The organism is Paenibacillus sp. J23TS9 (genome assembly GCF_018403225.1).
In the GTDB taxonomy this organism is placed as follows: Bacteria; Bacillota; Bacilli; order Paenibacillales; family Paenibacillaceae; genus Paenibacillus_AQ.
The window spans coordinates 224,139-249,481 of the sequence record NZ_BOSG01000002.1 but is presented as its reverse complement, the minus strand read 5'-3'; the positions used below and the strand labels follow the sequence as shown (position 1 = coordinate 249,481).

At 46.4% G+C, this 25,343-nt stretch carries 26 protein-coding genes, 1 tRNA gene and 1 riboswitch; of the genes, 19 read left to right on the top strand and 8 right to left on the bottom strand.

The genetic code is table 11. From position 1 onward, the window contains the following. The first annotated feature begins 10 nt into the window (after positions 1 to 10). The 6 genes from ureE to KJS65_RS16715 all read left to right on the top strand — a co-directional run bounded on the left by ureE (position 11) and on the right by KJS65_RS16715 (position 4,523). Positions 11 to 466, top strand: coding sequence for an urease accessory protein UreE (ureE, locus tag KJS65_RS16740; protein WP_213651035.1), 456 nt, complete (start codon positions 11 to 13; stop codon positions 464 to 466). Further along, on the top strand, positions 459 to 1,145 hold the full coding sequence (locus KJS65_RS16735; protein ID WP_213651034.1) for an urease accessory protein UreF: 687 nt from the start codon (positions 459 to 461) through the stop codon (positions 1,143 to 1,145). The genes ureE and KJS65_RS16735 overlap by 8 nt, the downstream gene beginning before the upstream one ends. Positions 1,146 to 1,172: 27 nt before the next feature. Next, entirely contained in the window at positions 1,173 to 1,784 is a 612-nt protein-coding gene (ureG, locus tag KJS65_RS16730) for an urease accessory protein UreG (protein WP_213651033.1), read from the top strand. A 1-nt stretch (position 1,785) separates the two neighbouring features. Continuing rightward, complete coding sequence (locus tag KJS65_RS16725; protein ID WP_213651032.1) at positions 1,786 to 2,610, top strand: urease accessory protein UreD; 825 nt, start codon at positions 1,786 to 1,788, stop codon at positions 2,608 to 2,610. Between the two features lie 139 nt (positions 2,611 to 2,749). Beyond that, a complete protein-coding gene (locus KJS65_RS16720) occupies positions 2,750 to 3,388 on the top strand; it encodes a PadR family transcriptional regulator (RefSeq protein WP_213651031.1) in 639 nt (212 codons plus the stop codon). Positions 3,389 to 3,521: 133 nt separating this feature from the next. After that, on the top strand, positions 3,522 to 4,523 hold the full coding sequence (locus KJS65_RS16715) for a HoxN/HupN/NixA family nickel/cobalt transporter (RefSeq protein WP_213651030.1): 1,002 nt from the start codon (positions 3,522 to 3,524) through the stop codon (positions 4,521 to 4,523). A 130-nt stretch (positions 4,524 to 4,653) separates the two neighbouring features. Here the strand turns inward: KJS65_RS16715 and serS are convergent, their stop codons facing one another. Next, positions 4,654 to 5,958 carry a serine--tRNA ligase gene (gene serS, locus KJS65_RS16710; protein WP_213651029.1) on the bottom strand — a complete coding sequence of 435 codons (1,305 nt, stop codon included), beginning with the start codon at positions 5,956 to 5,958 and terminating at the stop codon, positions 4,654 to 4,656. 426 nt (positions 5,959 to 6,384) lie between these two features. Here serS and ssuE point away from each other — a divergent pair, with 426 nt between their 5' ends. Beyond that, positions 6,385 to 7,005 carry an NADPH-dependent FMN reductase gene (ssuE, locus tag KJS65_RS16705; protein WP_213651028.1) on the top strand — a complete coding sequence of 207 codons (621 nt, stop codon included), beginning with the start codon at positions 6,385 to 6,387 and terminating at the stop codon, positions 7,003 to 7,005. Between the two features lie 114 nt (positions 7,006 to 7,119). Here the strand turns inward: ssuE and KJS65_RS16700 are convergent, their stop codons facing one another. Beyond that, the gene (locus KJS65_RS16700; protein WP_213651027.1) at positions 7,120 to 8,151 is read right to left on the bottom strand and encodes a ribonucleotide-diphosphate reductase subunit beta; all 1,032 of its coding nucleotides are present in this window, start codon (positions 8,149 to 8,151) and stop codon (positions 7,120 to 7,122) included. Between the two features lie 460 nt (positions 8,152 to 8,611). Continuing rightward, positions 8,612 to 10,945 (bottom strand): ribonucleoside-diphosphate reductase subunit alpha, encoded by a 2,334-nt coding sequence (locus KJS65_RS16695; protein WP_136608002.1) that lies wholly within the window; start codon positions 10,943 to 10,945, stop codon positions 8,612 to 8,614. A 246-nt stretch (positions 10,946 to 11,191) separates the two neighbouring features. Further along, positions 11,192 to 11,414: riboswitch (cobalamin riboswitch) on the bottom strand. Between the two features lie 298 nt (positions 11,415 to 11,712). On the opposite strand from KJS65_RS16695, the gene KJS65_RS16690 reads away from it, so the two are divergent. The 4 genes from KJS65_RS16690 to KJS65_RS16675 all read left to right on the top strand — a co-directional run bounded on the left by KJS65_RS16690 (position 11,713) and on the right by KJS65_RS16675 (position 14,005). Then, positions 11,713 to 12,015: an MTH1187 family thiamine-binding protein gene (locus KJS65_RS16690; protein ID WP_213651026.1), complete on the top strand. Its 303-nt coding sequence runs from the start codon at positions 11,713 to 11,715 to the stop codon at positions 12,013 to 12,015. Between the two features lie 104 nt (positions 12,016 to 12,119). After that, a tRNA-Thr gene (locus tag KJS65_RS16685) sits at positions 12,120 to 12,191 on the top strand. Between the two features lie 186 nt (positions 12,192 to 12,377). Then, complete coding sequence (locus tag KJS65_RS16680; RefSeq protein WP_213651025.1) at positions 12,378 to 12,743, top strand: hypothetical protein; 366 nt, start codon at positions 12,378 to 12,380, stop codon at positions 12,741 to 12,743. Positions 12,744 to 12,787: 44 nt separating this feature from the next. Further along, the gene (locus KJS65_RS16675; protein ID WP_213651024.1) at positions 12,788 to 14,005 is read left to right on the top strand and encodes a sialidase family protein; all 1,218 of its coding nucleotides are present in this window, start codon (positions 12,788 to 12,790) and stop codon (positions 14,003 to 14,005) included. A gap of 153 nt (positions 14,006 to 14,158) precedes the next feature. On the opposite strand, the gene KJS65_RS16670 is transcribed toward KJS65_RS16675, so the two are convergent. After that, the gene (locus KJS65_RS16670; protein ID WP_213651023.1) at positions 14,159 to 14,671 is read right to left on the bottom strand and encodes a DUF3231 family protein; all 513 of its coding nucleotides are present in this window, start codon (positions 14,669 to 14,671) and stop codon (positions 14,159 to 14,161) included. A 317-nt stretch (positions 14,672 to 14,988) separates the two neighbouring features. Here KJS65_RS16670 and KJS65_RS30095 point away from each other — a divergent pair, with 317 nt between their 5' ends. Then, a complete protein-coding gene (locus KJS65_RS30095; RefSeq protein ID WP_280531332.1) occupies positions 14,989 to 15,111 on the top strand; it encodes a hypothetical protein in 123 nt (40 codons plus the stop codon). 108 nt (positions 15,112 to 15,219) lie between these two features. Here the strand turns inward: KJS65_RS30095 and KJS65_RS16665 are convergent, their stop codons facing one another. Beyond that, complete coding sequence (locus KJS65_RS16665) at positions 15,220 to 16,377, bottom strand: DcrB/PsbP domain-containing protein (RefSeq protein ID WP_213651022.1); 1,158 nt, start codon at positions 16,375 to 16,377, stop codon at positions 15,220 to 15,222. Between the two features lie 374 nt (positions 16,378 to 16,751). On the opposite strand from KJS65_RS16665, the gene KJS65_RS16660 reads away from it, so the two are divergent. The 5 genes from KJS65_RS16660 to KJS65_RS29875 all read left to right on the top strand — a co-directional run bounded on the left by KJS65_RS16660 (position 16,752) and on the right by KJS65_RS29875 (position 19,300). After that, entirely contained in the window at positions 16,752 to 16,964 is a 213-nt protein-coding gene (locus tag KJS65_RS16660; protein WP_213651021.1) for a hypothetical protein, read from the top strand. 140 nt (positions 16,965 to 17,104) lie between these two features. Then, entirely contained in the window at positions 17,105 to 17,578 is a 474-nt protein-coding gene (locus tag KJS65_RS16655; RefSeq protein WP_213651020.1) for a 2-thiouracil desulfurase family protein, read from the top strand. Positions 17,579 to 17,748: 170 nt separating this feature from the next. Next, on the top strand, positions 17,749 to 18,045 hold the full coding sequence (locus KJS65_RS16650) for a YolD-like family protein (RefSeq protein WP_213651019.1): 297 nt from the start codon (positions 17,749 to 17,751) through the stop codon (positions 18,043 to 18,045). Positions 18,046 to 18,197: 152 nt separating this feature from the next. After that, a complete protein-coding gene (locus tag KJS65_RS16645) occupies positions 18,198 to 19,073 on the top strand; it encodes a DUF4097 family beta strand repeat-containing protein (protein WP_213651018.1) in 876 nt (291 codons plus the stop codon). 125 nt (positions 19,074 to 19,198) lie between these two features. Then, a complete protein-coding gene (locus KJS65_RS29875; RefSeq protein WP_374706193.1) occupies positions 19,199 to 19,300 on the top strand; it encodes a YjcZ family sporulation protein in 102 nt (33 codons plus the stop codon). 115 nt (positions 19,301 to 19,415) lie between these two features. Here KJS65_RS29875 and KJS65_RS16640 read toward each other — a convergent pair whose 3' ends face one another. The 3 genes from KJS65_RS16640 to KJS65_RS16630 form a co-directional block, all read right to left on the bottom strand. Further along, positions 19,416 to 20,561: a glycosyltransferase family 4 protein gene (locus tag KJS65_RS16640; protein ID WP_213651017.1), complete on the bottom strand. Its 1,146-nt coding sequence runs from the start codon at positions 20,559 to 20,561 to the stop codon at positions 19,416 to 19,418. Beyond that, positions 20,558 to 21,772, bottom strand: coding sequence for a glycosyltransferase family 2 protein (locus KJS65_RS16635; protein WP_244864631.1), 1,215 nt, complete (start codon positions 21,770 to 21,772; stop codon positions 20,558 to 20,560). The genes KJS65_RS16640 and KJS65_RS16635 overlap by 4 nt, the downstream gene beginning before the upstream one ends. A gap of 211 nt (positions 21,773 to 21,983) precedes the next feature. Then, positions 21,984 to 22,358 carry a hypothetical protein gene (locus tag KJS65_RS16630; protein ID WP_213651015.1) on the bottom strand — a complete coding sequence of 125 codons (375 nt, stop codon included), beginning with the start codon at positions 22,356 to 22,358 and terminating at the stop codon, positions 21,984 to 21,986. Positions 22,359 to 22,995: 637 nt separating this feature from the next. Between KJS65_RS16630 and KJS65_RS16625 the strand changes: the two genes are divergently transcribed. Then, entirely contained in the window at positions 22,996 to 24,450 is a 1,455-nt protein-coding gene (locus tag KJS65_RS16625; RefSeq protein ID WP_213651014.1) for a SulP family inorganic anion transporter, read from the top strand. A 202-nt stretch (positions 24,451 to 24,652) separates the two neighbouring features. Continuing rightward, positions 24,653 to 25,342 carry a response regulator transcription factor gene (locus KJS65_RS16620; RefSeq protein WP_213651013.1) on the top strand — a complete coding sequence of 230 codons (690 nt, stop codon included), beginning with the start codon at positions 24,653 to 24,655 and terminating at the stop codon, positions 25,340 to 25,342. Position 25,343 lies beyond the last annotated feature (1 nt).

The following is a 25,343-nucleotide window of genomic DNA, read 5'->3' as shown; positions in this document are numbered from 1 at the left end:
GGTGAAGACATTGATTATTGAAAACATCGTAACGAATATTGAAAGCCTGGACAAAGAGGAAGTCGGAAAGCGCCACATTGAAAAGGTTTACCTGGAAAGCGCTGATTTAGTAAAACGAATCCAACGGGTTAAATCAGATCATGGTAAAGAAATAGGTATCCGCTTGAAAGATCAGCGCGATCTTGTGGCCGGAGACATTTTGTTCATGGATGAGAAAAATATCATTATGATTGATGTCCTCTCCGATGACTTAATCGCAATAAGTCCACGCAGCTTGAAGGAAATGGGCACGATCGCCCATCAATTAGGAAATCGCCATCTCCCGGCCCAATTTGAAGATGACCAAATGCTGGTTCAGTACGATTATCTCGTTGAAGAATTACTGAAGCAGCTGGAAATCCCCTTTAAACGGGAAGAGAGGAAAGTAAAACAGGCATTCCGTCATATCGGCCACAGCCATGGATAAGAACGCTCTCTCATTATTTCAGCTGTGTGATTCGAACTTTCCGACAGGCGCCTTTAGTCATTCCTATGGTCTTGAGAGTTATATTCAAGAAGATCAAGTACATGATCAAACGACATTGTCCGAGTGGCTGCATGTATATGTAAACGAGCAGCTTGTCCATTCCGATGGGCTTGCTTCTCGCCTTGTATTTGATGCGCTGCAGGATGGAAACCTTGAAACCGTGTGGAAGCTGGACCGCATGCTGACCGTACAAAACCTGCCTCGTGAAACGAGGGAAGGTACACAAAAAATGGGCGATCGGATGTTAAATCTCGTAGGATCGTTGTATGAAGTGCCTGTCCTTTCTTTGTATCGGGAACGGATCAATAAGAAGCAATGCTTCGGTCATCCGGCGATCGTATTTACGATGATTGGGCATCATCTCGGAGTTTCACGATCAACCACCATTTTATATTATTTGTATTCCGTTATTTCCAGTCTTGTGCAAAATGCAGTACGGGCTATCCCTCTGGGCCAGACGGCTGGTCAGAAAACGATCCAGCAATTTCAGGATGTATTAACGGAGGCCACAGAAAAAATCGAGAGTCTGGATGAAGAGGATTTTGGAATCATTTCACCCGGTCTGGAATTATCACAAATGAAACATGAACGTGTAAATATTCGAATCTTCATGTCTTAAATATAACTATAGAAAGAAGTGTTTATAATGGAACCGATTAAAATTGGGGTTGGAGGACCGGTTGGAGCCGGAAAAACCATGCTCGTTGAAAAATTGACCCGGCATCTTGAGAATGAAATCAGCATGGCAGTGGTGACAAATGATATCTATACCAAAGAGGATGCCAAATTTTTGATGGCCAATGGGGTTTTGCCTGCTGATCGCATTATTGGTGTCGAAACAGGTGGATGTCCTCATACAGCCATCCGCGAAGATGCTTCAATGAATTTTGCTGCTATCGATGAACTGAAAGAAAAACACCCGGATGTCGAGCTCATTTTTGTGGAGAGCGGCGGCGATAATCTTGCGGCGACCTTCAGCCCTGAGCTGGTTGATTTCTCGATTTACATTATCGATGTGGCACAAGGGGAAAAGATTCCGCGTAAAGGGGGACAAGGGATGATTAAATCTGATTTATTTATTATTAACAAAACAGATTTAGCACCTTATGTTGGGGCTAGCCTTGAAGTCATGGAGTCGGACACGAAAGTTTTCCGCGGCAATAAACCCTTTGTATTTACGAACCTGAAAGATAACTCCGGTTTGGATCAAGTGATTAACTGGATTAAAGAGAACGCATTTTTAAAGGGATTGGATTAAAATGAAGGATTGGACAGGGATTCTGCGATTAGAGGCTGAAGTAAGAAACGGAAAAACTGTCGCCAAAAATGTGTATTTCCAAGGGGCGTTTAAAGTCATGCGTCCTGTGTATCACGATGATACCGGACAAGCTTGTTATTATATTCTGAATCCGGGCGGAGGTTACTTGGACGGGGATCGTTATCAAATGAAAATCTCATTGAAGGAACAAGCCCGGCTAACATTAACGACACAATCGGCAACGAAAATATACAAGACACCGAATCAATATGCCTATCAAGAAACAGAAATCAGCCTTAAGAAGGGCAGCTATCTGGAGTATATTACGGATCCGCTTATCGGTTATCAGGATGCAAGCTATAAACAAAAAACCGTCATTAGAATGGAGAAAGGCGCTACGCTTCTCTATTCAGATATTATTACCTCGGGATGGTCTCCGGATGGGGCTCAATTCAGTTATGATATGCTCCAATTAATCAATGAAATCTATGTGGATGATGAATTGATGGTATTCGATCATATTAGATTGAATCCTGGTGCTCAAGACATGACTTCTCTTGGTTTTATGGAAGGATTTTCGCATTTAGGCTCCATGATTGTGGTTGGAGAACAAGCGAATAATGATCTGCTTGACCGGCTATATCACGCGATTCATGAAGATACCAAGGAATATAAGATTGGATTATCATTACTGCCGGTATCCGGGATGATCATTCGGATCTTAGCTAATTCTACGCAAACCATAGAAAAAATTCATACCACATGTCACCATATCATCAATCGAGAGTTTTTTAACACAACCCCATCTTTTCTAAGAAAATACTAATTTCCAGAACCCAGCAATCAAATTGGTTGCCGGGTTTTTACGAAAATGTATTGCTCATGAAGCAGGAAGAGGTTACATTTAGAACGATTGCAGATACAATTAGGTCTAATGGATCAGGTTGGTTAAATGAGCTACTCAAATGAAGATAGGGAATGAAGATCGTATGAATACTCTTGGATATGCCATTCTTAGCGTACTAGGTAGGAAGCCATGCTCCGGGTATCAATTAGCATCCTATTTGGAGTTATTATGGCCTGCAAAGCATAGTCAAATTTATCCTCTTCTAGGCAAAATGGAGCAAAATGGGCTTTTGGTGTTTGAACATGTGGAACAAACAGGAAAACCCGATAAAAAAATCTATTCGATTACGGAAAAGGGAAGAGAAGCTTTGGGGGCATGGGTTACTACCGGAAAACCTAGTGATCCTATCATTCGTGACGAATTTCTGATTAAGATGTATTCGATGTGGACGACAGATGAGGAGAACGCGAAAAAATTAATCCAAGATCGAATTTCTAAATTGAAGCTTAAGGTCACTTTACGTGAGAAAAAAATAGCCAAAGCAGAAGATGAACAAGTAGAAACGGTGCCTGAACATTTTGGGCGTTATGTGCTTCTGTATAGAAATAATCTTTTAGACAAAGAAGAAATATCTTGGTGTCACTGGGTTTTGAAATTAATTGAAAATTCTAATGCCATCAAACTATTATTAGGAATCATAAGTGCGGGAGCTTTCAATAAAATAATTCAAGGCGTTACTTTTCTTAGTGAACTCTGAAACAGTCCTTAAAAATAAAATGGTTACAGACGGGGGGATGCAAACGAGAACTGCTTGGAATGCGGGGCGATACATGGGCTTTTGCGAAAAGCAGCTTAAATGCTGAAAATAAGGAAGACGAAAGGTAGAAGGAATGAAATTTATTTGGAATCGTTATATGTTTGGTGTTCTTGTTATTCATGTCATCGGATTCATAGCATTATTCAGCGTTGTACCCGATCATCCAGCCTTTATTGGTATGGGGATCGCAGCTTATGTTTTTGGTGTTCGCCATGCATTTGATATTGATCATATTGCCGCGGTAGATAATACCATCCGTAAATTAGTTGCACAAAAGAAAGACCCGCGCGGAGTGGGATTCTACTTCTCATTGGGGCATTCCACAGTTGTCTTTTTATTAGCGGTACTAACCGCGGTATCCGTTAAATTTGTCGCCAAATACATGTCCAGCATGCAAGATATAGGCGGCATTATCGGTGTTACGGTATCGGGTGTGTTTCTCGTATTTTTATCGATTCTAAATCTAATGTTATTCGTTCAGCTTTGGAAAATGTTCCGTAAGATGAAGGAAGAAAAGATTAATGAATCGGATTTAGAGAAAATGTTTGAAGCGAAGGGTTTTTTCACGCGTTATTTGGGATCATTGTTTAATGTAGTCACGAAAAGCTGGCATATTTATCCGATTGGCTTTTTATTCGGTCTAGGATTTGATACGGCAACCGAAATTTCACTGCTAACCATGTCAGCAGGGGCAGCGAACAATAATTTCCCAGTCCTTGGCATCATTGCACTTCCCTTACTATTTGCGGCGGGAATGAGTTTGTTTGATACGCTTGATGGTTTAATGATGACCAAAAGTTATGCCTGGGCCAATGATAGACCGGTGCGGAAGGTATACTATAATTTAATTGTTACAGCGATTTCCGTTGTTGCGGCTCTAGCGGTTGGGATTGTTGAATTGGCCCAAATCACAACGGAAAAGCTCCATTTATCAGGTGGTTTATGGGATATTATTTCCTCCATTGATTTTGGGAATTTAGGTTATTTCTTAGTCGGGGCTTTTTTGGTGATCTGGGGTTTAGCCGTTTTTATATGGAAGTTTTACAAGATTGAAGAGCGTTATACCGTAAAATAACTTCTTCTATCATTAAAAACATAGCTGCAAGCTTGCAAGCTATTTGCTGAAATATATGGGACGAAGCAAGGTATTCCTACCTGCTTCGTCCCATTTTGTTGTAATCATAATTGAAGAGGCGAATTTGAATTCAGGGTCTCTCCTGGAATTCCGCAGCCGGTGGAACAAGCCGCTCTGCACCACCCATATAAGGCCGCAGGGCTTCTGGGATATAAATGCTGCCGTCCGCCTGCTGATGATTCTCCAGCAGTGGAATAAGGATACGGGGCGATGCTACAGCGGTATTATTCAGCGTATGACAATACTGCAGATTTCCTTCCTCGTCACGGTATCGGATATTCGAACGGCGCGCCTGGAAATCCAGCAGGTTCGACGACGAATGGGTCTCACCGTACGCCGCCCGGCTGGGCATCCAGGTTTCGATATCATACTGCTTATGAGTCTTCTGCGACATATCGCCAGTGCAGACAGCCATCACCCGGTATGGAAGCTCGAGCAGCTTCAGAATGCCCTCTGCATGGCCGGTGATTTCCTGCAGTACAGCCTCCGACACGGCTGGATCATTCTTACAGAGGACGACCTGCTCCACCTTAGCGAACTGGTGGACACGGTACAGGCCGCGCACATCCCGGCCTGCCGAGCCGATTTCACGCCGGTAGCAGGCCGACATTCCGGCCAGACGGATGGGATCGGTCACATCGACGATTTCATCGCTGTAATACGAAACGAGCGATACCTCCGAGGTGCCGACCAGCCATTTGTCCTCTCCAGTCAGCTCGAAGGTTTGGTCCTGGCCGGTCGGGAAGAAGCCCGTCCGGTTTAACGCTTCCGGACGTACCATGACGGGAACGTCCATGGGGGTGAATCCGCGTGCGGCCAGGTAATCCAGCGCAAGCCGCTGTACCGCCAGGTGAAGATAGAGTCCTGCACCTTTCAGGTAATAGTTGCGTGTGCCGGCGGTCTTTACGCCACGCGGAATGTCGATCATGTCATGCATTTCGCCAAGAGTAACATGATCCCGAAGCTCGAAATCAAACACCGGAGCTTCTCCAACCTGGCGGACCTCGACGTTATCGCTGTCATCCTTACCGATGGGCGTATCTGCCGAAACAATATTGGGAGCAAGCAGGAGCAGCTCCGACACATGACGGTCGGCTTCCTGCAGCTCGGCCTCCAGGGTCCCCAGCTTCTCGTTCAGCTGTTTGACCTGAGCCATAAGCGGCTCCGCTGCTTCTTTGCTGCCTTGCTTCATGAGCGGAGCTACGTCCTTACTCAGCTTATTGCGCTGTGCCCTCATCGCTTCCGCCTGCAGCAGCAGATGCCTCCGCTTTACGTCCCAGGTGAGCAGCTCATCCACCTGGAAAGGAATGTGTTTGTTTATAGCTGCTTGCTGTACCTGCTCCGCGTTGTCGCGGATAAATTGAATGGTTAACATGATGGATCCAATCTCCTTTGTCCGTAAAAATACAAAAAGCGCCCTCATCCTTTGGGACGAGGAGCGCTTGCTCGCGGTGCCACCCAACTTGACCGGACTGCCTTACAGGCAGGAGCCGATCCTCTTGGTTCCGCGGTAACGGACGGAAAGCCGGTCAACTTAGAGAGAAAGGAGAAGCCTTGCTCTGGTCGAAAACGCCTCACAGTTGGATGCTGATCATAGGCATAGTGGTTGTTCTTCAATTCTTTTGGCTAAGTATAGCGTAAACCGGTTCGCCGCGCAATATTCATTTTTCCTGAAGAAACCTGTCATAGCTGGAGGAACCCATCCGATTCCGGTTGCTTATAGTATGGGGAGTAGGCCACAGCTGAGGACCATACGGCCGCGTGATGGCCGGGAAAAGGCAAAAGGGGTGAATAGGTATTGTTGAGCAGTATCGTTATTCTGAACGGCAGTCCCTCGCTGACATCAAGGCTGATGGGGGTTATTCAGCATGCGGAAGCTTATTTGTCTGCAAAGGGATACCCGGTTCAGCGGATCGATGTGGTCAAGCTGCCTGCTGAGGACCTGATCCACACCAAGATTAACGGCAGCAAGATTGTGGAAGCCAACCGTATCCTCGCGGATGCCGGAGTGGCAATCATCGCTACTCCGGTCTATCAGGCCTCCTATACGGGCCTGCTTAAGACTTTTCTGGATACAATGCCTCAGAAAGGATTGGCCGGAAAAATCATATTGCCGCTCCATATCGGAGGCAGTCTGGCACATCTGCTCGCCATGGACTATGCGTTGAAGCCGGTTTTATCCGCGCTGGGAGCAAGACATATACTAGGCGGGGTTTTCAGCGTGGATACGCAGATTACACGTCTTGATTCCGGAGGGATGCTGCTTGCACCTGAGCTTGTGGAGAGGCTGGATATCGCGCTGGATGAACTCGCGAGGGAGCTGGATCGGCGTAGCAGTATGCGGTCGGGAGCAGCGACTGGTATTGATAGTCCTGAAGTGTGCTCAGCCCTGATTGGCAGCCTGGGAGTCCAGGTCCAATAAACCGCGCAGTAGTTTACGGGCCAACATCCGAGTCAATTCACTGGGCCGACCATAAAAAAAGAGCCTGCGATCATGAAGATCAACAGGCTCTATTTAAATCCTATTACTTATTACTTAAAGATCGTCAAATCCGTTGTCGTCGCCGACTTTGCCGTAGTTGCGGGATTTAGCTTCGAAGAAATCGGTCTTGGTTGCGTTCAGTGCATCATCGGAGAACGGACGAATCCAAGGCATACAGTTGGAGTCAACGCCTTCGTAAGCTTTTTCCATACCCATCAATTTCAGGCGCTTGTTGGCGATGTATTTGATGTAGTCGGACAACTCGTTCAGGTCGATGCCGCGGTTGTTGCTCAGCGTGTAATGCGCCCAGTTGGTTTCAAGCTCAACCGCGCGGTCGATGGTGCGGTAGACATAGTCCATATTTTCCGGAGTATTCAGCTCAGGGAAGTCCTTCAGCAGCTGCTTGAACACTTCGGCGAAGAAGTAGCAGTGCTGGTTCTCATCGCGCTGGATATACGAAATCATTTGGCTGGTTGCCATCATCTTCTGGTCACGGGCCAGGTTGTAGAAGAAGGCAAAGGTACTGTAAAAGAAAATACCTTCCAGAATCAAGTCCGCCACGAGCGCGCGGAAGAAGGTTTGCGGAGACTGTTCATCACGGAACTCCTGATAAATTTCGGAGATGAAGCGATTGCGGTCAAGAAGGACCGGATCATGCTTCCAGTATTCAAAAATTTCTTTTTGCTCCTGCTCCGACACGATGGAAGATAGCACGTACGAATACGATTGGTTATGGACAACTTCTTGTTGTCCAATAATGGCCGAGATGGCTTCCAGCGAGGAGTCCGTAAAATATCTCTTTACATCTCCGACAAACATCGTTTGCATGGAATCCAGAACCGCGAGCAGAGAGATGTTAATCTTGAAAGTGCGCTGCTCTTCAGCGTCGAGATGAGGAAACTGCTGCGCATCTTTGGACATCGGAATTTCATCCGCGATCCAGTGGTTGAGCAAAAGGACTTTATATAATTTATACATATGAGGCATGCGGATATCGTTCCAGTTCAGGATACCTGAGCATTCCCCTTCAATAATGCGTGTGGATTGGTTTGGCGCTTCGGTATTGAAAATTTTCTGCAATTGCACCGTCCGTTCACTCCTTAAGGTTTAGTTGTAAAAACAAAAAAAGCATCTATATCAACATCGGCAAGATGTTGTGATCGTATGAGGGTGAAAATTCGTTGGTGTAGTTGTTGCATTCAAACGCTTTATGGCATTAATGTTTTGTTTTTAAAAAAACAAGCCGAGGGCGACCGCATTTTGCGAAGCAAAACAGGGAAGCCCTGGCGTAGTTAAAAGGTTTTGAAACGTAAAATTACAGCGTGTCCCAAGCAATGTTGCAAAGCAACGAGCAGGGACGAAAGCGCTCCTAGCACACTTTATATCTCAGGCGCCCCAGATTCAAATATCCGCCAAAATTCCGGGTGTCCAGAGGGCGGAGTCCTCGGGGCCCTCCTAAAAGCTTCCCAAAGGGAAGCTACTTCGGAAGCATAAGCTTAAGAAGGGAGGGTTTGGGAGGGTTGGGAAAAAGGTTTTTTCATAAACTTTACGAAGCACACGACTCGCACTCTTCAATCGTCAGCGCGCGGCTGCGTACATAATACGTCGATTTGATGCCGGCTTTCCAGGCATGAATATGCAGCTCAAGGAAGTCGGTCGCTCGGATATCCGGACGGACGTACAGGTTGAAGCTTTGGCCTTGGTCAACGTGACGCTGGCGGGCCGCGGCCATTTTAATGGACCAGTTCTGGTCGATTGTGAAGGCCGTTTTATAATACCAGATCGTTTTCTCGGACAGATCCGGAGCCGGATTGGCAATTTTGTATGTTGTTTTCTCTTCGTACGAAAGCAGGTCATACAATGGATCGATACTTGCGGTAGAGCCGGCAATGATGGAGGTTGAGCCGTTTGGCGCGATGGCGAACAGCCATGCATTACGGACTCCATTTTCTTGAACTTCCGATTGAAGCTCTTTCCACTGTTCGGTAGTGATGAATTTGCCCACATGCTCGCCGTCAACATAACCGCGGCTTGTGAAGTAAGCGCCACTTTCCCAATCAGAGCCTGCGAACTTCGCATAGCGGCCTTTTTCTTTAGCCAGCTCCATACTGGAACGGATGAGCAGGTAGTTGATTTTCTCGTACAAATTATCGTTATATTCAACGGCTGCATCGGATTCCCAACGGATGCCTTCAAGTGCCAGCAGATGATGCAGGCCGAACGTGCCCAGACCTACAGCGCGGTATTGGCTGTTGGTGTACTGTGCTTGCAGCACTTCAATGTTGTTAATATCGATGACATTGTCCAGCATGCGCACTTGGATCGGAATGAGACGCTCAAGAACGTCTGCCGGAACAGCGCGGGCCAGATGGATGGAGTTCAGGTTGCACACCACGAAATCGCCAGGGATTTTGGAGATGACGATGCGGGTCTGTCCGTCCTTCGTCACGAGCTCTTCCTTTTCCACCACGGTTGCCGATTGGTTCTGCATGATTTCCGTACACAGGTTGGAGGAATACACCATACCATGTGCTCTGTTCGGGTTGGAGCGGTTAACCGTGTCACGGTAGAACATGTACGGCGTACCGGTTTCGAGCTGAGACTTCATGACGCGTTTCATGATGTCGATCGCAGGCACTGTGATACGGGAGAGAAGCGGATGGTCAACGGCCTCAGCATATTTTTCGCGGAATGCGCCTTGTCCGACCGTCTCATCGTAGAAATCCTCCAGGCCAAGCGGATTACCTTTCTCATCTTTCCAGCCCATCACTTTCTTAACTTCATGCGGGCAGAACAGATTCCACTCGGTGCGTTCCTCAACAGCTTGCATGAACAAGTCAGGAATACAGATGCCGTGGAATACGTCATGTGCTCTCATGCGCTCGTCACCGTTGTTGAGCTTAAGATCCAGGAAGGCCAGGATATCTTTATGGAAAACATCCAGATAAACGGCAACCGCACCTTTACGCGTGCCGAGCTGGTCAACGCTGACTGCTGTATTATTCAGCTGGCGGATCCAAGGAATAACGCCGGAGCTGGTATTTTTATGGCCACGGATGTCTGATCCGCGTGCACGAACTTTACCAAGGTACACGCCGATGCCGCCGCCCATTTTGCTAAGACGCGCCACGTCTGTGTTGGAATCGAAAATACCTTCAAGCGAGTCGTCCACCGTATCGATAAAGCAGCTGGAAAGCTGTCCAGCGACCTTTTTGCCGGCATTGGACATGGTTGGTGTTGCTGCAGTCATATAAATATTGCTCATAGCCCAGTAGGCTTCTTTTACAAGCTCCATACGTTTCTCGGCTGGCTCGGTGTGCATCAGGTACATGGCGATAACCATATAACGCTCCTGCGGCAGCTCCATGACACGGCCTTCAAAATCACGGGCGAGATAGCGGTCGGACAGGGTGAGAAGACCTATGTAGTCAAACAGCAAATCACGGCTATGATCGATGCTTTTTCCAAGCTCTTCAATCTGTTCTTTGGTGTAGCATTCCAGAAGCTCTTCACGATAGATGCCTTTGTGCACAAGATCGGTAATGAGAGGATACAGGGCACCGTAAGGCTCTGTTGGATAGGCTTTATAGCGGCGGTTGTACGCTGCTTTTTTATATAAAGAAGTCAAAAGGGAGCGGGCTGCGGCGAACTTCCAGTTCGGCTCCTCTTTCGTTACAAGCTCAAGCGCCGACATTGTAAACGCATTGCTGATTTCATCACCGGTAACTTCCTCCCGGCGCAGTTTGCTGGTTACACCGCGAATCAGGCGCTCCTTATCCAGCATCTCCAATCCTTCCAGAACGCGGTCCGCGTAAACGGAAAGGCGGATTTCATCGAAAGCCAGCTGACGATTGTTCGGTTTGGTCACGAGCTGAGGCATGTACAGTTCCCCTTTCAAAATAGATAATATTGGTATAATAAGAAAAATAATACATCGAAGAGCAAAAGTCTTACTTTGAGGAAGGAAGCTGGGCCATACAAAAAGCATTCCCGGCGACCTGATCCTTGCGAGGCCGAAAATGCTGCATGTTATTCTTATAGGCACCAAAAATGGGCGCAGAAGAATATATCTACACACCATATGTAGATATTTTCATGGCAACACGTTTCCTATTCCTCGTAGGTGTTTGTGCGAACGAAACAGGCAGGTCTCCTGACTCCCGGAACTTCCGTCGGCACCTTCCCGTAAGCATCCTGGCTCATAGTGGCATCTGCCGATTTTTGCCGAAGAACAAACCGTTTCGGCTATCCGGTTACAGTGGCGGGACCGTGACGGAATTACACCGTGCTTCCCTATTAGGAATCGTGGGCTTGGTAGAGCGCGATTCACCTGTTTTCACTATATTTGGTTATTGTTATACTAATTTAACCCAATATGTTGTGTTTGTAAACACAAAAATCAAAAAGACAAGCAAGATGAATTATAGCAGAGAAGTGGTCAATTTGCTACTAAGAGGATGAAAGGTTGTGCTCGAAAAATGTCCGAAAATGACCACTTTGGGGCAAAAAAGCAGATGTGGCGCGATTAAAAAAAAATTTTGGGGAATCTGGGTTCTTTGCTATCTTTTCCGGAGTTGGATACAATAAGGAAAGAATCAATGGACAGCATTCGGACCATCTAAATATGGGGATAGGGAGGCAAAAAACATGGCGATTGCAGAGGTAACGGTCATTCCAATCGGAACAGCAACCACCAGCTTGAGCGCATATGTGGCTGATATGCAGAAGGTACTGGCAAACCAGCCGGGAATCAGCTATGAGCTGACTTCCATGAGCACGATCATTGAGGGACAGCTGGAAGATGTCTGGAAGGCGATTGCGGCACTGCATGAAGCACCCTTCCTGTCAGGAGCACAGCGGGTGTCCACTTCTGTGAAAATGGACGACAGACGCGACAAAGCTTCATCCAGTTCGCAAAAGCTGCAGTCCGTGCGAGCGAAGCTGCAATAAACTGTAATAAGTTCCATTTATCCTAGTTGTATTGCGTTTTGAAGTGAAAGTTGTATAATAGTTTTTGTTTCGTTTGATCCATTTAGATGAGACGGTTTGCATAAGCTGGTGTAGCTCAGGGGTAGAGCAACGCACTCGTAATGCGTAGGCCGGGGGTTCAATTCCCTTCACCAGCATCCAAACAAAAAGCGCGGTTTTCCGAGTAAATCGGAGGCCGCGCTTTTTTTTTATATTTGCATTCTCACCTGCATATATTCGAAGAGGGTGTTTTTGATTTTATTCAATCTACCATTTAAATGGTCCACACAACAAAGAAAGGGAGCTCATATGGTAATAAAAATGAATGGAGAGGTCGTGATTTCATGGCATTAACAACTGGCATCATTACGAATACAGGAACCAGCCCTGCAACGAACCTTGTTATTAACATTAGCAATGATAACTTAAGTTTTTCATCCAACGTCGTTTATCACATCTATGTATGGAACAGCTTGGTGAGTAAGTCACTGGTCTATTCCAATTCTCTGACGATTAATGCGAACACGGCTCAAATTCTTGGTTTCAACATTGCAGGCAATACTTCTTACGAAGTTCAATTCCTTGTAACCGGCACGGTTCCAACAGATACAGTCATCAATGTATTCGGAACGGATTCATCCGGAAACGTCATTCATCATCAAAAAGTGCTGCAGCAAGAACTCACTCAAATCGCCCAGCTCAACCCATAAGTTAAGGAAACCGCGGTTTCCTTAATAATAAGAAGGGAGTAATCATGGTAAACATACAAATCTCGCCAAGCACGAGTTCACAGTTTGAGCCAACCATCGCGGTAAATTGGCTGAACCCCTCGGTCATGGTGGCGGTAGCTGTAGATCTCAGTGCAGGACCGCCGAATATTGGCTTATACAAGTCGATCGATGCAGGGGCAACATGGAGCACAACGTTACTACCGTTACCTGCCGGTTTTGCTGGCATAGAGGCGCCTCATATTGATTATTTTTTTCCAAATTCGTTTGTAGTGGCAGCGCACGCTTTTGATTCGGATGGTCTCAGCGGTTCGATTGTCTCCTATGTCTCTAACGACAACGCCTCTTCATTCGGACCCCCAGTTATTGTAAACCAAGGATTCGGACAATTTGTCAATGACGATCAGGTGGTTGTTATCGCTGACAAGGCCGGATCCAGCCCTTTTTTTGGAAACATCTACACGGGTTATACCCATGATTACAATACGCAATTTATACCGGGTAATACGATATTCTTTAATCGCTCCATAGACGGTGGCAGCTCTTATATGAGCCCCAGTCTGCTGTCTTCAATTACTGAATTTGAAGAATTTCCTGGAATTGCAATCACATTAAATGGAATACTTATCGTGGGTTGGATAACCCAACCTCCCGGCGGAACCGAATTTAATACTCGTACATCCCATGACGGTGGAGCAACATTCGCCACTGAAATCATGATCGCCCCGGTCGTTGTTCCACCTTCGCCACTACCTGGGTACCAATTCAGGTGCCTGACGTATCCCTCCATGTCAGCGGACATCTCAAACGCACCAACGTCGCGAGGAAACGTTTATGCCGTGTGGCAGGATTTTCGGCAAGGTTATTCCGATATTTACATCGCAATTTCCAAAAACTTTGGCGTAGATTGGGGTGCACCGATGCCCATTACCGGCAGTCCGGTGGGATCTCAGAGCTTTTTCCCGGCCATCACCGTTTCCCCGACGGATGGTGCGGTGTTTGTATCCTATTACACTAATCGACTAAATCCGCCCGATATCGATGTCTACCTAGCCACATCCAGGGATGGAGGCATGACGTTTACAAACACCCGCATTACGACCACTTCGTTTAGCGTTACGGGCCTTCCTCTCATTGGCGACTATATTGGAAATGCGATTGTCCCTCAAACAGGCCGTCTTGTAACCGTTTGGGCAGACACACGGACAGGAATTTTAAATATCTGGTTTGGCGATAATCAATAAGCTTCTTCAAGATCAATGATGAAAATTGTGGGGATGGGGCCACCTTTGATGCAATAAAGGCTTACTAAGTTCCCGAGAGGCGGCAGATTAATCTTTATTAAGCCGTCAAAAAAAAATCCCCACTCAAAAGTGGGAATTCTACTTGGAGCTTGGCTATTTTTCTTCAGGTCTTTTTACTTGGAGGGGTGGCGGGATGAGCCAGCCTTTTTCTTTGTTCATGTGTAGGATGCGGAGACCTAATGCTGTTTTCGTAACATGATATTTAGCAAATAGAGCACCGATGTCTTCCCTGATCGATTGCCCCATAACCTGGCTGCATGCGACAAGACCAAGCGAAGTGTCAGCTGCGATTTTTGCGGCGATTTCCGGATCCGTGAACCTTGCACCGGCTGGAATATCCTCTAGCTTGACGGGAGGTCTTTCCGGCAGAGCAGGAGCGGGTGTAATACCGTTATCCATAAGCAAAGTATCGCATTCTTTCATTTCAAGCTTCGCTTGATCTAACAAATCATCAATAATCTTCTTTAAATCTTTGTCGCCGGCATGGTTTAAGTAAGCTTGATAACAGGAGATCATCCCTTTTGCTGCCAATGATGCCACCCATACGCTGTAAATTTCTCCGTAATGCATTGGCTCGTCTTTCGGATTGCCGCTTAGAATACCCATTTATTGTGTTCGCTCCTTTTGAATTATTAATACAGGAATCATTATGTACAGGAAACAGCCTTTTCATGTAATCGTCCAAGGGAAAAAGGATACATGAAACCGGATAAAGATGAAGGAAAACATTGTATGTATCCTTTGCAGAATGAATTCATGAAAACCGAACACAAACAGGACAGGTGATTATATTCGGCAAACACCTGATCCATGGACTCTATGACTTGAATTCGTAATGGAAAGGAAACGGGGTCGCCTTGTTGAAGCGGCTTTTTTTACTTGGGCATAAAAGGCGTGTAGCAAGAGAAGAGTCAAATCAATACATGGCTGAGGCATTGGCTGAACTCAAGGCAGAGAAGCAAAGAGCTATTGAAGCCATTCAAGATGAAACGCAGGAAATTTCCAATGAGATTGTGAAAAAGCTTATTCCGAACCGGGTACATTAAAGAAATTACATAGCGATATGTATAACAGAAAATAGCTAAAAACCTACAAGGGGTATTTCCCTCATGGATTTTTAGCTATTTATTCTTATATAACCCACTTGAACCTAGTTATTGGGTTTTCTGAACTGTAGATACGCTCATAAGAACGGCATTGGTTGTTCCGCCGCTGACATTGTCAAACGAAAACAGGGAGGTTGGAAGTCCGCGCATGGTAACCTCATCGCCGTCCAGTATGTCGCCAGTCGAGTTCATATACAAGCCAACGATGGAGTTATCATTCTCATCAGCCACGTGAATGACGGCGATCGTTCCGATCTCAGTCTCTTCTTCTTGAACTTCCACGACAGTCCCGCTTACTTGCACCATTTTATCCAGATAAGGAATAACGTTTTTGAACAGATGGCGAGAAGTGATGCTTGCATCAACCAGCGATTTAGCTTTTTTCTTACTTTCTGCTGTCAGAGCAGGGAAAAGATCACTGTGGCCAATGATGTAGTTATATGTCTTTTCCGTCATTTCTCCACCATTATCGGTGACCGTTGGAATGAGTTGTACCATTATATCTGCTATATTCGCCTGTTCTGAACCCGCTGCTGCAGTGGATACGTCAGTAGAGGCAGGCGCGGATTGTATGCCGGAAGTAGCCGTGCTGCTTAACTTAAAAGAATCGATCATCTGTTGAACCCTATTCTTACCGCCGTTATCATAAGATTCTTTGGCATAGGAAATGGAAAAAGTATAAGTTCCGTTGCCCGCAGGCACAATATATTGGGTCAAAATGACTTGAAGCTCGGCTTGTCCTTGAGCGTGGGTGTACTCGCCTACCAAAACTCCGCTGTTATTGGCAGTATCAGTGTAGCTTATTTTTTTGTAATTCTTGATGGCTTCTCCTGCAGCCCCGCTTTGATATTGAGCAATAGCCTGATCAGCAGTTTCTTTTGCAGTAATGGTTGAACCATCCGCGGCTAAGTTGACATTGTCCGCAAAGGCCACCTTCGGGGCAGGGTCGACGTATGCTGCTTTGATCGCTGTCTGGTTAAGCTGATTCAAATCGAAAGCATTCCATGAGGCCGGGTATGAGAAGGAAAAATCAGGGGTCTCTGCTGTTTTCATTTTATCTGCATCCGATGTTTTGGAGTTTTCCTTCGTTGCCTCCTGGGTTGCAGCCGTACTTGTTGCTTCGGTTGCTTTTTCTTCTTTTTCCTTGGAACCACATGCGGTTAATACTAAGAATAGGGATAACATCAATACAATAGACTTTTTCAAAATCATTCAATCCTTTACCGGGTACCCATCGGCTGGGGAATTTGCTCCGTTCATCTGGTCTGAAGAAAGGCTGGATTTCTGGGGTAATAATAGAGAAAACACTGTTTTTTGATGAAGTTTGAAGGTAACTAGTTCTTTAGTTATGGTCGTTTTATCCCGAAACTATCATCATGCATATTTTAATTACGCAATTTAATACATATGGTTCCAAATGAAATATATTATTTCCTTAATTAATTATAATTGGAAGAATGGGCTTGCCGCTTCTCGGGATAGATTGTCTTCCTCCCAATCCGTGTAAATAAGGAAGAGAGGAATGGGGAATACTTCCTTGATGTAAATCAATACAAGCCCAATTTATGGAGGTGGAAGCGATGAGTGATAGCAGCATTACGATTCATTTTATCGGCGGGGCGTCATTGAACATTATTTCGGACGACATAGCAGGGGTTATCGTGAGGTTGAAAAGTGAGGAATGGGTCGATCTCAGTGAGCATCATGTGAAAACATCAAGCATCTCCTATATCAGTGCATACGAGTCTGGCTTTGACAAGAACAGTGAAAAAACAATTCCGGAGCGAAGCTGAGGGCCGGGACAAGAGAAGTTTGGGAACAGAGGAAGCAGAACTCTCATAAAGGCACGGTTCACGATACAAGTGGACTGTGCTTTTTCATCGGGGACGAGAGGACTCTCCTTCTTGTATAATGGCCTTATGAGGTGATGAATATGATCGTTGTTAGTTCCTGCCTTGCGGGAATGAAAGTCAGATATAACGGGACGCATTGCATGCAGGATGTGATCCAGCGCTTGGTGGAGGAGAAGAAGGCAGTCACAGTCTGTCCCGAGCTGATGGGCGGATTCACGACTCCCAGAGAGCCGGCTGAAATTCAGGGCGGAACCGGCGCTGATGTGCTTGACGGACGAGCCCGGGTGATTGAGAAGTCCGGCAGGGATGTTAGTGATATGTATATCGGGGGAGCACATGCGGCGCTGAAGAAGATTCGCGAGCTTGGCGCAACGATGGTCGTGTTGAAGGAATACAGCCCTTCCTGCGGCAGCGCAATGATTTATGACGGCCGGTTCGAGAACCGGAGAATACCTGGAAACGGAGTCACCACGGCTTTACTGGAGCGGGAGGGCATCGAGGTCGTTTCGGAACAAATATTTTTGGGAAGGTTGCAGCAATCGGGCGAGAAATAATGCTCTGAATGAGTCGATATTATCTGTTTAGCTCGGATTTTAACTCGATCAGGAAGCTCTGAAAGGAAATGCGCATTTCTTTTACAGGGCTTTTTTCACATTGCAAAAAGGGTGGGATCCGCAGTATAATAAGAACACTTGTTCTAAACATATAAGTGGAGATGATCATTATGAACAGACAGCATCTATCCCCTAAGACGGCTCCAGATCTAACAGGGAATGAATCGGGAACGGCCGCTGCCATACAGGAGAAAGAGGATTGGTCGTATGTGGAGCGAGAGCTTTCCCGGTCGCTTGAGAAGCATGTGAAAATAAGTTTAACGGTAGATACGGCGCATGGAACCAGCCAGCTAAGAGGGTTCGTGACGGTGATTAATACATATTTGAAGGAAATTAAACTGCGTGAAGAGGATGACTGGCAGTGGATCAGGTTCGATGACATCCGTTCTGTGCAGCCATCAGCCTAGTATAGATATGTTGACATATACCGTTGTCATCCGCATTCATTACCCAGACCAAGGTCTAGTAGGTACACTGGTCTCCGGCTAGATGCACTCCTGGTTTTAATCGGTATAATGAATACCATACATAACCAGTGATTGATGGAGGGTAAACAAAAATGCGTATTTCGTATAAGGGGATTGGAGCCGCGGCCATCCTTTCAGCGGTGCTTCTTGCAGGCTGTGACGAGGTCGATGACGCCGTGCAAAAGGTCAGGCAGGACGCGCACGAGGTTGCGACTGCTGCGGGAAGCTCGGTTGTAGGAACGGTGAATGGCATCGGTGACCGGATGAAGAGTAACGGTGAGCATATCGAGTTGACCGCTGAACGGGAGATGGGATCCGAAACGGTGCTGCAAGTAGACCATAAGGTAGGCAACATCACGGTTGTGCCGGGGACAGGAAATAAGGCATCCGTGAAGACAACGATCTGGTTCTTGAATGAAAAATCGTACCAGAACATCGTAGATGAGGCTGAAACCAACTTGATAGCAAAAAACGGAAAACTGGAAATCGTGACGAATCCGAAGGGGAATCCAAACGATAATCTTTGGGACTGGGCGCAGTCAAAGTACGGTTACTCTGAATTGATGATTGATTATGAGGTGCAGGTACCCGCGTCGATTACGGATTTTGAGATTGAGAATGACGTAGGCCAAATTACGATGAACAATGTGAGCGGCAAGTATCAGGTGGATAATAGTGTGGGTGCCATCGTGGTCAATGGCGCTCAAATCAAAGGCAAGTCCAGTATCAAATCGGAAGCTGGCAGTGTTCAGCTCGGTATCAGCGGAATAGAGAAGGACAGCAGCCTCAAAGTAAAAACCGATGTGGGCAGCATCCATGCGACTCTTGCGGATAGCCTTGCGTATACGCTGAAATTGGACAGTGAACTCGGCATCATATCCGGGGCATCCAAGGGCAGCAGCGATATCCATGGAGGGGGTCCGCAGATCACGCTGTCCTCTTCGATCGGGGCAATCTCCGTAGAATAATGCTGCAGTATCCCTTTTTTCACGGACATGATCCTACAGGCCTTCGCATTGGAGCGGTATTTGTCCAAACTAAAGTTTCTCCTCTTGCATACGATTAGAGTATGAGTTTGAGAGGAGGGGAAATGATGAGCGAATTTGCTGGTAGGAACAATCTTTTTACTTCCACAGGAGCGATCCTGGTCCTGTTCATTCTGTTGGTTATAATCACTAAAACTTTTCTCTACTAATTCGTAAGCGTGACAATCCTATGAGCTGTCGATCGCTAAGCTTAAAAAGTAAACTGAAAAGAAGCATGTAACCATAATAAACTGCCCCGGTATCTCTGCCGGGGCAGTTTATTCGTTATGAACGATATTCGTTTGCATTGTCGTCAGGAGGTTTTTGCTCCTTACCCTTATGAGCTGAAAAGGTAGAAGGAACCGCATCAAGCCGGTACAGCATGGCGATGAAATGTTCTGCATACAAATCCGCGGAGAAATGCTTGTGGATATGCGTTTCTGCGCTTTGGACCAGCCGGTTTCGCAAAGGGATATTGATCATCAGCGAGATAGCCTCCTTCACGGCTTCATCCAGGTTGCCGCGCGTATAGAATTTTCCGGTCTTATTATGAAAAATAAATCTTCTTACACCACCGGAGTCCGTAGAAAGAACCGGGCAGCGGCATAACATGGCTTCGGCCACTGCATATCCGAAACCCTCGCGGATGGAGGTGGATACGAGAAGGCCTCCTGAATCCCCGATAATGCTGAGGTAATCAGCCATCAGCTCATGCGGAATATTGGAATAACGGAAGAGCCGGGAGGATAGCAGCGGATCCGCTTCAAGGATTTGATGGTAACCGGCTAATTCGGCGCTGTCAGACAAGGTGTCGTCATCAAAAAGCCACAGGGACAGACCGGGATGAAGCCTGATCAGCCGCTGACCCATCTGAAGAAATTCCCGCCAATTTTTGTTGGCCTGTATGCGCCCGATCCAGCCAACGATGGGATAGGACTTTTGAGGGTAGGCAGTATATCCGAAATTTTTGCAGTCAAGCGGGTCATCAAAGCAATACTGCTGAATATCCGGAAAAAAGGAACGCATGAGGCGGCGCAGATGTGCGGTCCGGGGGTAAAGCAGCGCATCGGCATGCCGGTTAATCCCGTCTTTGAAATTCTGCAAAATTTGCGTAGCTTCCTCGGGTGTTCCAAGCCCCTGAAATTCAAAAATAAGACGTCCGCCGTAACCAAAGCTGCTGATCTGTACAAGCATGTGAATATCCGAGCATACGATAACGGCATCATATTGTTCCAGCTCAATGAGATTTCGGATGGTATCGGAGTCGCTGGTAACGATTGTTCGGATATCTTTAATGTTCTGGCGCCCTTCTCCATCAATATTGTACAGCAGATGGGATTCGATTCCATGCTCCTTTAAGGCGTTACTGCGAATTCGGTTCAAGGTCTCCATACCGCCGCTGGGATTGAAAAAGGTAAACAGTATTTTCATGGAAGCTCACCGAAAGGTGCGGCATGCTGGTGAAGCAATTCAGACAGAGCCTGCGTGTAAAATAGTTCATTGCTGCGGGCAGGAGCGGCTAAAAGTCCGGTCCGGTATCCGACCTCAGTATAATCGGGATTATAGCAGCTGGAAAGTGCGTAGGGTGGTGACTTTTTCAACTGCTGGTGAAGAATCTCCAGATCGGTCACATAACCAAATTTTTTCAAATCAAGCAGCATAGCATAGGGGGTACGCCTTTGAAGAATGCTGGTTCTGGCAGCGGAAGCTGCAGATTGATAGGGATGCCATTCAAAGATGGTCGTCGGATGGTCAATTTGGCAAAGCATGTTGTTGACCTGCTGGTCCGGGGATAGATCAAGGATACAACAAACATAATTGCTGAAGGTTTGCTCGTAGAGATCTTCGATTCGCTCAACGGCTGCAGGAGAAGCCTCCCGCAGCGGGAGTAGAAGAGCTATCTCCGGCGGAATGCCTCTGCGGCATCTCGCTAGATGTCTGGACAGGTGGAAGGCATATCGCCACCTCCTATGAGCCTCGGTTGATTTCAATTGCGCCGAGACGCTGAAGGTCGAATTAACCCGGTAATCCATGAGTTCGACTGGAATATAACGAATATCGCAGTGGTCGGTTAGCTTCAGAAAGTAATCATAATCCTCCACGGGTGCTAGGCTGTAGCCGCCCTGCACCATTTTGGCGTATACCGTTTTATACATAAAAGAGACGCCCACGATGGAGGAATCGAGCAGCTTCTCTTTGGAACGTCCCTGATATTGGCGAAGCGCGGCTAGAGCTGCCTCATCATACAGAGGCGTATTGTGATTATCTATGTTCTGAAATGAACTATAAGCAAGACCCAAGGTCTCGGGTCCTTTGGCAAGCGAGTTGCGTAGCACTGCCAGAAACTCCGGCCTGTAAATATTATCACTGGATACCCAGGTTAAATAGAGGAGGGCGGGATCCTGGAACAGCACATCAAACCCGGTATTGAGCGCGTGGGGAACTCCCTGATTGATGAGATAGGAGACGATTTCTACGCGAGGATCATCGTTTACGAACATCCGGATGAGGGGCTCCATTTCAGGAGCGCCGTCAATAACGATGATAAGCCGGAATTGACGCAGTGTCTGGTTTAATATGGACTCAAGCGCTGCTTTCAGAAACTCGGGCCTCTGTTTGTATACAGGCATGACAACTCCCACATCCGTCAAGGCGTTCACCACTTCCGTCGAGATATATTACCATTGTATCGCCGGAGTTAGGCTTTGCTTGTGCGGTTAACCATGCGATCAGACAAAAATAACAGAAAAGGCCTGCGGATGAGCGGCCGCAGACCTTCTATTTAAGAAAAGGGAATTAACGAGCGAAGCTTCACTAGGCGGATAAGTGATGCTTGAGAAGAGCGTGAGGATGTTAAGAAACAGGTGAAAGAGCTGCAATAGACGTTAACTCTGATTGAAGTACACGCTGCTCCATTACAATATTGCCAAATTCGTCAATTCCATATGTGGAGAAGACAACTTCAGCCGCAGGACTGAGGTTATTTATTTGTACTTCATAGGCGACATTGCCCGCAATATAGAATTCACGGATATCGGAAGAATTGGCGGGCACAACATATGAGGTGACATAGTGCGGGGTCAGGGTCAGCGTAGAATAGGGAACGCCGAACACTTGCACTAGAATGGTAGCATCGATGGCATCCACATTGCGGACGCTGACTACAATATTGGTCGCAGCGGTACCCGTTGCTCTTGTGCTGGTAATCATTCCGGTGGTAAATGGCATAATCTATCACTCCTTTCTTGTCTTTCTAGGAATAATATATTCAAGGAAAGCATGAAGTTTCGAGACAGAAACAGCGGGGCATATGCGCATTTATGAATGCAGGTTGACGGATCAACAGATCAAAGGGGAAATGAATTCTGCCAACCGGATACATGCGGGCGCTCGACGGACACAAGTCGCAAAAAGCCTGCGGATGAGCGGGCCGCAGACTTTTTGCCGTGCAAGGAGAAGCTGAGTGAAGCCTGGAGATGGCGGATAAACGAAAATGTGATATCATCTTCGTTTCTATTAATATATTCAGATGGTAAAGGATGTTTCGTGATAGAAACAGCGGGGGATATGCTCATTTCTGGTCATGTACGGGTTTGGTCATGCCTGTTCCTCACATAACGGCTAATGCATGTTGCTGCTTTCATGTTCAAAACGATGATAAAGAAAGAGAATATAAAAGAATAGTGAAGATTATTCTATGTTTAATCGCTTACATGCCGTTTTGGAATTAACTCTTTTCATGCTTATAATATAAAAAGTGAAAAATCGGACCCGGCAAACCTGAGAGTGGGGAGCCATAAGCAGCAACTCGTTAGAGGAAGACGAACGGACGCTTTAAGTCAAACATCATAGGAGGGTTATTTCTTTGTTTTTAAACTGGATCAAACAAGGCTTCTTTAGCAATGTCAGAAGAGATCTATTATCGGGATTGACCGTTGCCTTCGCGCTTATTCCCGAGGCCATCGCATTTTCTCTTATGGCCGGGGTGGACCCGATGGTCGGATTATACGCATCATTTTTAATTGCTGTTTCTATTTCATTCTTTGGCGGGCGTCCAGGCATGATCTCTGCGGCGACCGGTGCAATGGCTTCCCTGATGGGGCCTATTGTGGCGAAGTATGGAATCGAGTATTTATTTGCAACTACCGTATTGACGGGCATTTTACAGTGGGTGATGGGAGCGCTGAAGTTCGGACGGTTTATAAGCTTTGTGCCCCAGCCCGTGATCGTTGGATTCGTGAATGCGCTGGCGGTTGTTATCTTCATGGCACAGCTGCCGAACTTTATAGGTGCCACCTGGGTGATGTATCTGATGGTTGCCGGAACGCTGCTTATTATCTATCTGTTTCCTCTGTTGACGAAGGCTGTGCCTTCAGCGCTGGTGGCTATCATTGTCATGACCATCGTATCCGTCTTAACGCATGCGGATGTCAGAACGGTAGGGAATATGGGAAACATTACTCAGACTTTGCCCTCGTTTCATATTCCTTCGGTGTCTTTGTCCTTTCATATGATCCTGACCGTGCTGCCATATGCTCTGGCTTTGGCGGTGGTTGGAATGACGGAATCGCTGCTGACGGCAAATCTGGTGGATGAGTTGACCGATACGGGTAGCGATAAGAACCGCGAGATTAAAGGCCAGGGCATGGCCAATATCATTACCGGTTTTTTTGGCGGGATGGCTGGATGTGCAATGATTGGCCAGACGGTGATCAATGTGAAATCCGGAGGGCGTTCGCGGCTCTCGACATTTGTGGCAGGCGTGTTCCTGCTGTTCTTGATTATCGTCCTGGGCAGCGTAGTGAAAGTTATTCCAATGGCTGCACTTGTGGGTGTTATGGTGATGGTATCTGTCGGAACATTCGATTGGAATTCACTGCGGACACTGAAAAAGGTACCGCTTGGAGATACCGTAGTCATGATCGTGACCGTAGCGATTGTGGTTGCCACTTCGAATCTGGCTCTGGGTGTCGTGTCGGGCATCATCCTGAGCGCGCTGCGGTTTGGCTGGAAAATGGCCCGGATTCAAGCCTTTACGGAAATAAACGAGGCAGGAATCAAAATATATCGTATTGAAGGACAGCTCTTCTTCGGCACGATGTCGCATTTTATCCAGCTGTTTGATTACCAGGATGACCCGGAACAGATATTGATTGATTTTAGCCACTCCCATCTGTGGGACCAATCAGCAACCAATGCCCTTTCCAAAGTGGTTGATAAATACGAGTCTCTGGGAAAACGGGTCGCTGTAAAAGGAATCAACCAAGAAAGCCAACGTATCATGGATAAAATCGGCCTATCACCGGATTCACCCCATTAATATTTCACATTATAAATCGGCTTTTGTAATTCTGAAGCTTCAGACTAAACAAGCTTATAGATGACTTCTGAAATGATCAGGAGTCATCTTTTTTTTGCCCGCCACGTGGGCGATTTCTGATCGGATTTCCTCTAGCAAAAATCGCATGTTTCATGAACATGAGGACACACTAAGGATAATTAATCCTTATGAGGTGGAAAGAATGTCACCGTCTTATATTTTACTAGTGGAAGATGAACATAACGTTTCGCAGTTCATTCAACTGGAGCTTCAACATGAAGGATATGAGGTGACCGTTGCTGTAAACGGAGAGCAGGCACTGGAATATTTTCAAGAGAAAGATTGGAACCTGATCCTATTAGATTGGATGCTTCCGAAGCTGGACGGTTTAGAGGTATGCAGGAGGATACGCAGAACGAGCGATGTTCCGATCATATTATTAACAGCACGCGACTACTTGGGAGATAAAATTGCCGGTTTAGATACCGGGGCTGACGATTATATTACCAAGCCATTTGAGATTGAAGAGTTATTAGCCAGAGTTCGAACCAATTTACGACGCAATACTCATGAGAGGAATCATTCGGAATCAGATGTTCTCCAAATGGAGGATTTAATCTTGGATGTCAAAAAGCGAATTGTAACAAGGGCGGAAGTGCGAATCGATCTAACGCAGCGCGAATTTGATTTGCTGTATTTTTTGATGCAGCATCAAGGGGAGGTTATCAGCCGAGACAGGCTATTATCTGCTGTATGGGGTTATGACTTTGCAGGGGAAACGAATATTGTAGACGTGTATATTCGTTATCTGCGGAATAAAGTCGATCGGAATTATCATCCTAAATTAATTCATACCGTCCGAGGTGTTGGATATGTTCTTAGATCGGGTTAAA

Excerpts from the sequence above, each read along its gene's own strand:
- KJS65_RS16735 (WP_213651034.1), top strand. The coding sequence starts at position 459 with ATGGATAAGAACGCTCTCTCATTATTTCAGCTGTGTGATTCGAACTTT.
- ureG (WP_213651033.1), top strand. The coding sequence starts at position 1,173 with ATGGAACCGATTAAAATTGGGGTTGGAGGACCGGTTGGAGCCGGAAAA.
- KJS65_RS16725 (WP_213651032.1), top strand. The coding sequence starts at position 1,786 with ATGAAGGATTGGACAGGGATTCTGCGATTAGAGGCTGAAGTAAGAAAC.
- KJS65_RS16720 (WP_213651031.1), top strand. The coding sequence starts at position 2,750 with ATGAAGATAGGGAATGAAGATCGTATGAATACTCTTGGATATGCCATT.
- KJS65_RS16715 (WP_213651030.1), top strand. The coding sequence starts at position 3,522 with ATGAAATTTATTTGGAATCGTTATATGTTTGGTGTTCTTGTTATTCAT.
- serS (WP_213651029.1), bottom strand. The coding sequence starts at position 5,958 with ATGTTAACCATTCAATTTATCCGCGACAACGCGGAGCAGGTACAGCAA.
- KJS65_RS16695 (WP_136608002.1), bottom strand. The coding sequence starts at position 10,945 with ATGCCTCAGCTCGTGACCAAACCGAACAATCGTCAGCTGGCTTTCGAT.
- KJS65_RS16690 (WP_213651026.1), top strand. The coding sequence starts at position 11,713 with ATGGCGATTGCAGAGGTAACGGTCATTCCAATCGGAACAGCAACCACC.
- KJS65_RS16680 (WP_213651025.1), top strand. The coding sequence starts at position 12,378 with ATGGCATTAACAACTGGCATCATTACGAATACAGGAACCAGCCCTGCA.
- KJS65_RS16675 (WP_213651024.1), top strand. The coding sequence starts at position 12,788 with ATGGTAAACATACAAATCTCGCCAAGCACGAGTTCACAGTTTGAGCCA.
- KJS65_RS16670 (WP_213651023.1), bottom strand. The coding sequence starts at position 14,671 with ATGGGTATTCTAAGCGGCAATCCGAAAGACGAGCCAATGCATTACGGA.
- KJS65_RS30095 (WP_280531332.1), top strand. The coding sequence starts at position 14,989 with ATGGCTGAGGCATTGGCTGAACTCAAGGCAGAGAAGCAAAGAGCTATT.
- KJS65_RS16660 (WP_213651021.1), top strand. The coding sequence starts at position 16,752 with ATGAGTGATAGCAGCATTACGATTCATTTTATCGGCGGGGCGTCATTG.
- KJS65_RS16655 (WP_213651020.1), top strand. The coding sequence starts at position 17,105 with ATGATCGTTGTTAGTTCCTGCCTTGCGGGAATGAAAGTCAGATATAAC.
- KJS65_RS16650 (WP_213651019.1), top strand. The coding sequence starts at position 17,749 with ATGAACAGACAGCATCTATCCCCTAAGACGGCTCCAGATCTAACAGGG.
- KJS65_RS16645 (WP_213651018.1), top strand. The coding sequence starts at position 18,198 with ATGCGTATTTCGTATAAGGGGATTGGAGCCGCGGCCATCCTTTCAGCG.
- KJS65_RS29875 (WP_374706193.1), top strand. The coding sequence starts at position 19,199 with ATGAGCGAATTTGCTGGTAGGAACAATCTTTTTACTTCCACAGGAGCG.
- KJS65_RS16640 (WP_213651017.1), bottom strand. The coding sequence starts at position 20,561 with ATGAAAATACTGTTTACCTTTTTCAATCCCAGCGGCGGTATGGAGACC.
- KJS65_RS16630 (WP_213651015.1), bottom strand. The coding sequence starts at position 22,358 with ATGCCATTTACCACCGGAATGATTACCAGCACAAGAGCAACGGGTACC.
- KJS65_RS16620 (WP_213651013.1), top strand. The coding sequence starts at position 24,653 with ATGTCACCGTCTTATATTTTACTAGTGGAAGATGAACATAACGTTTCG.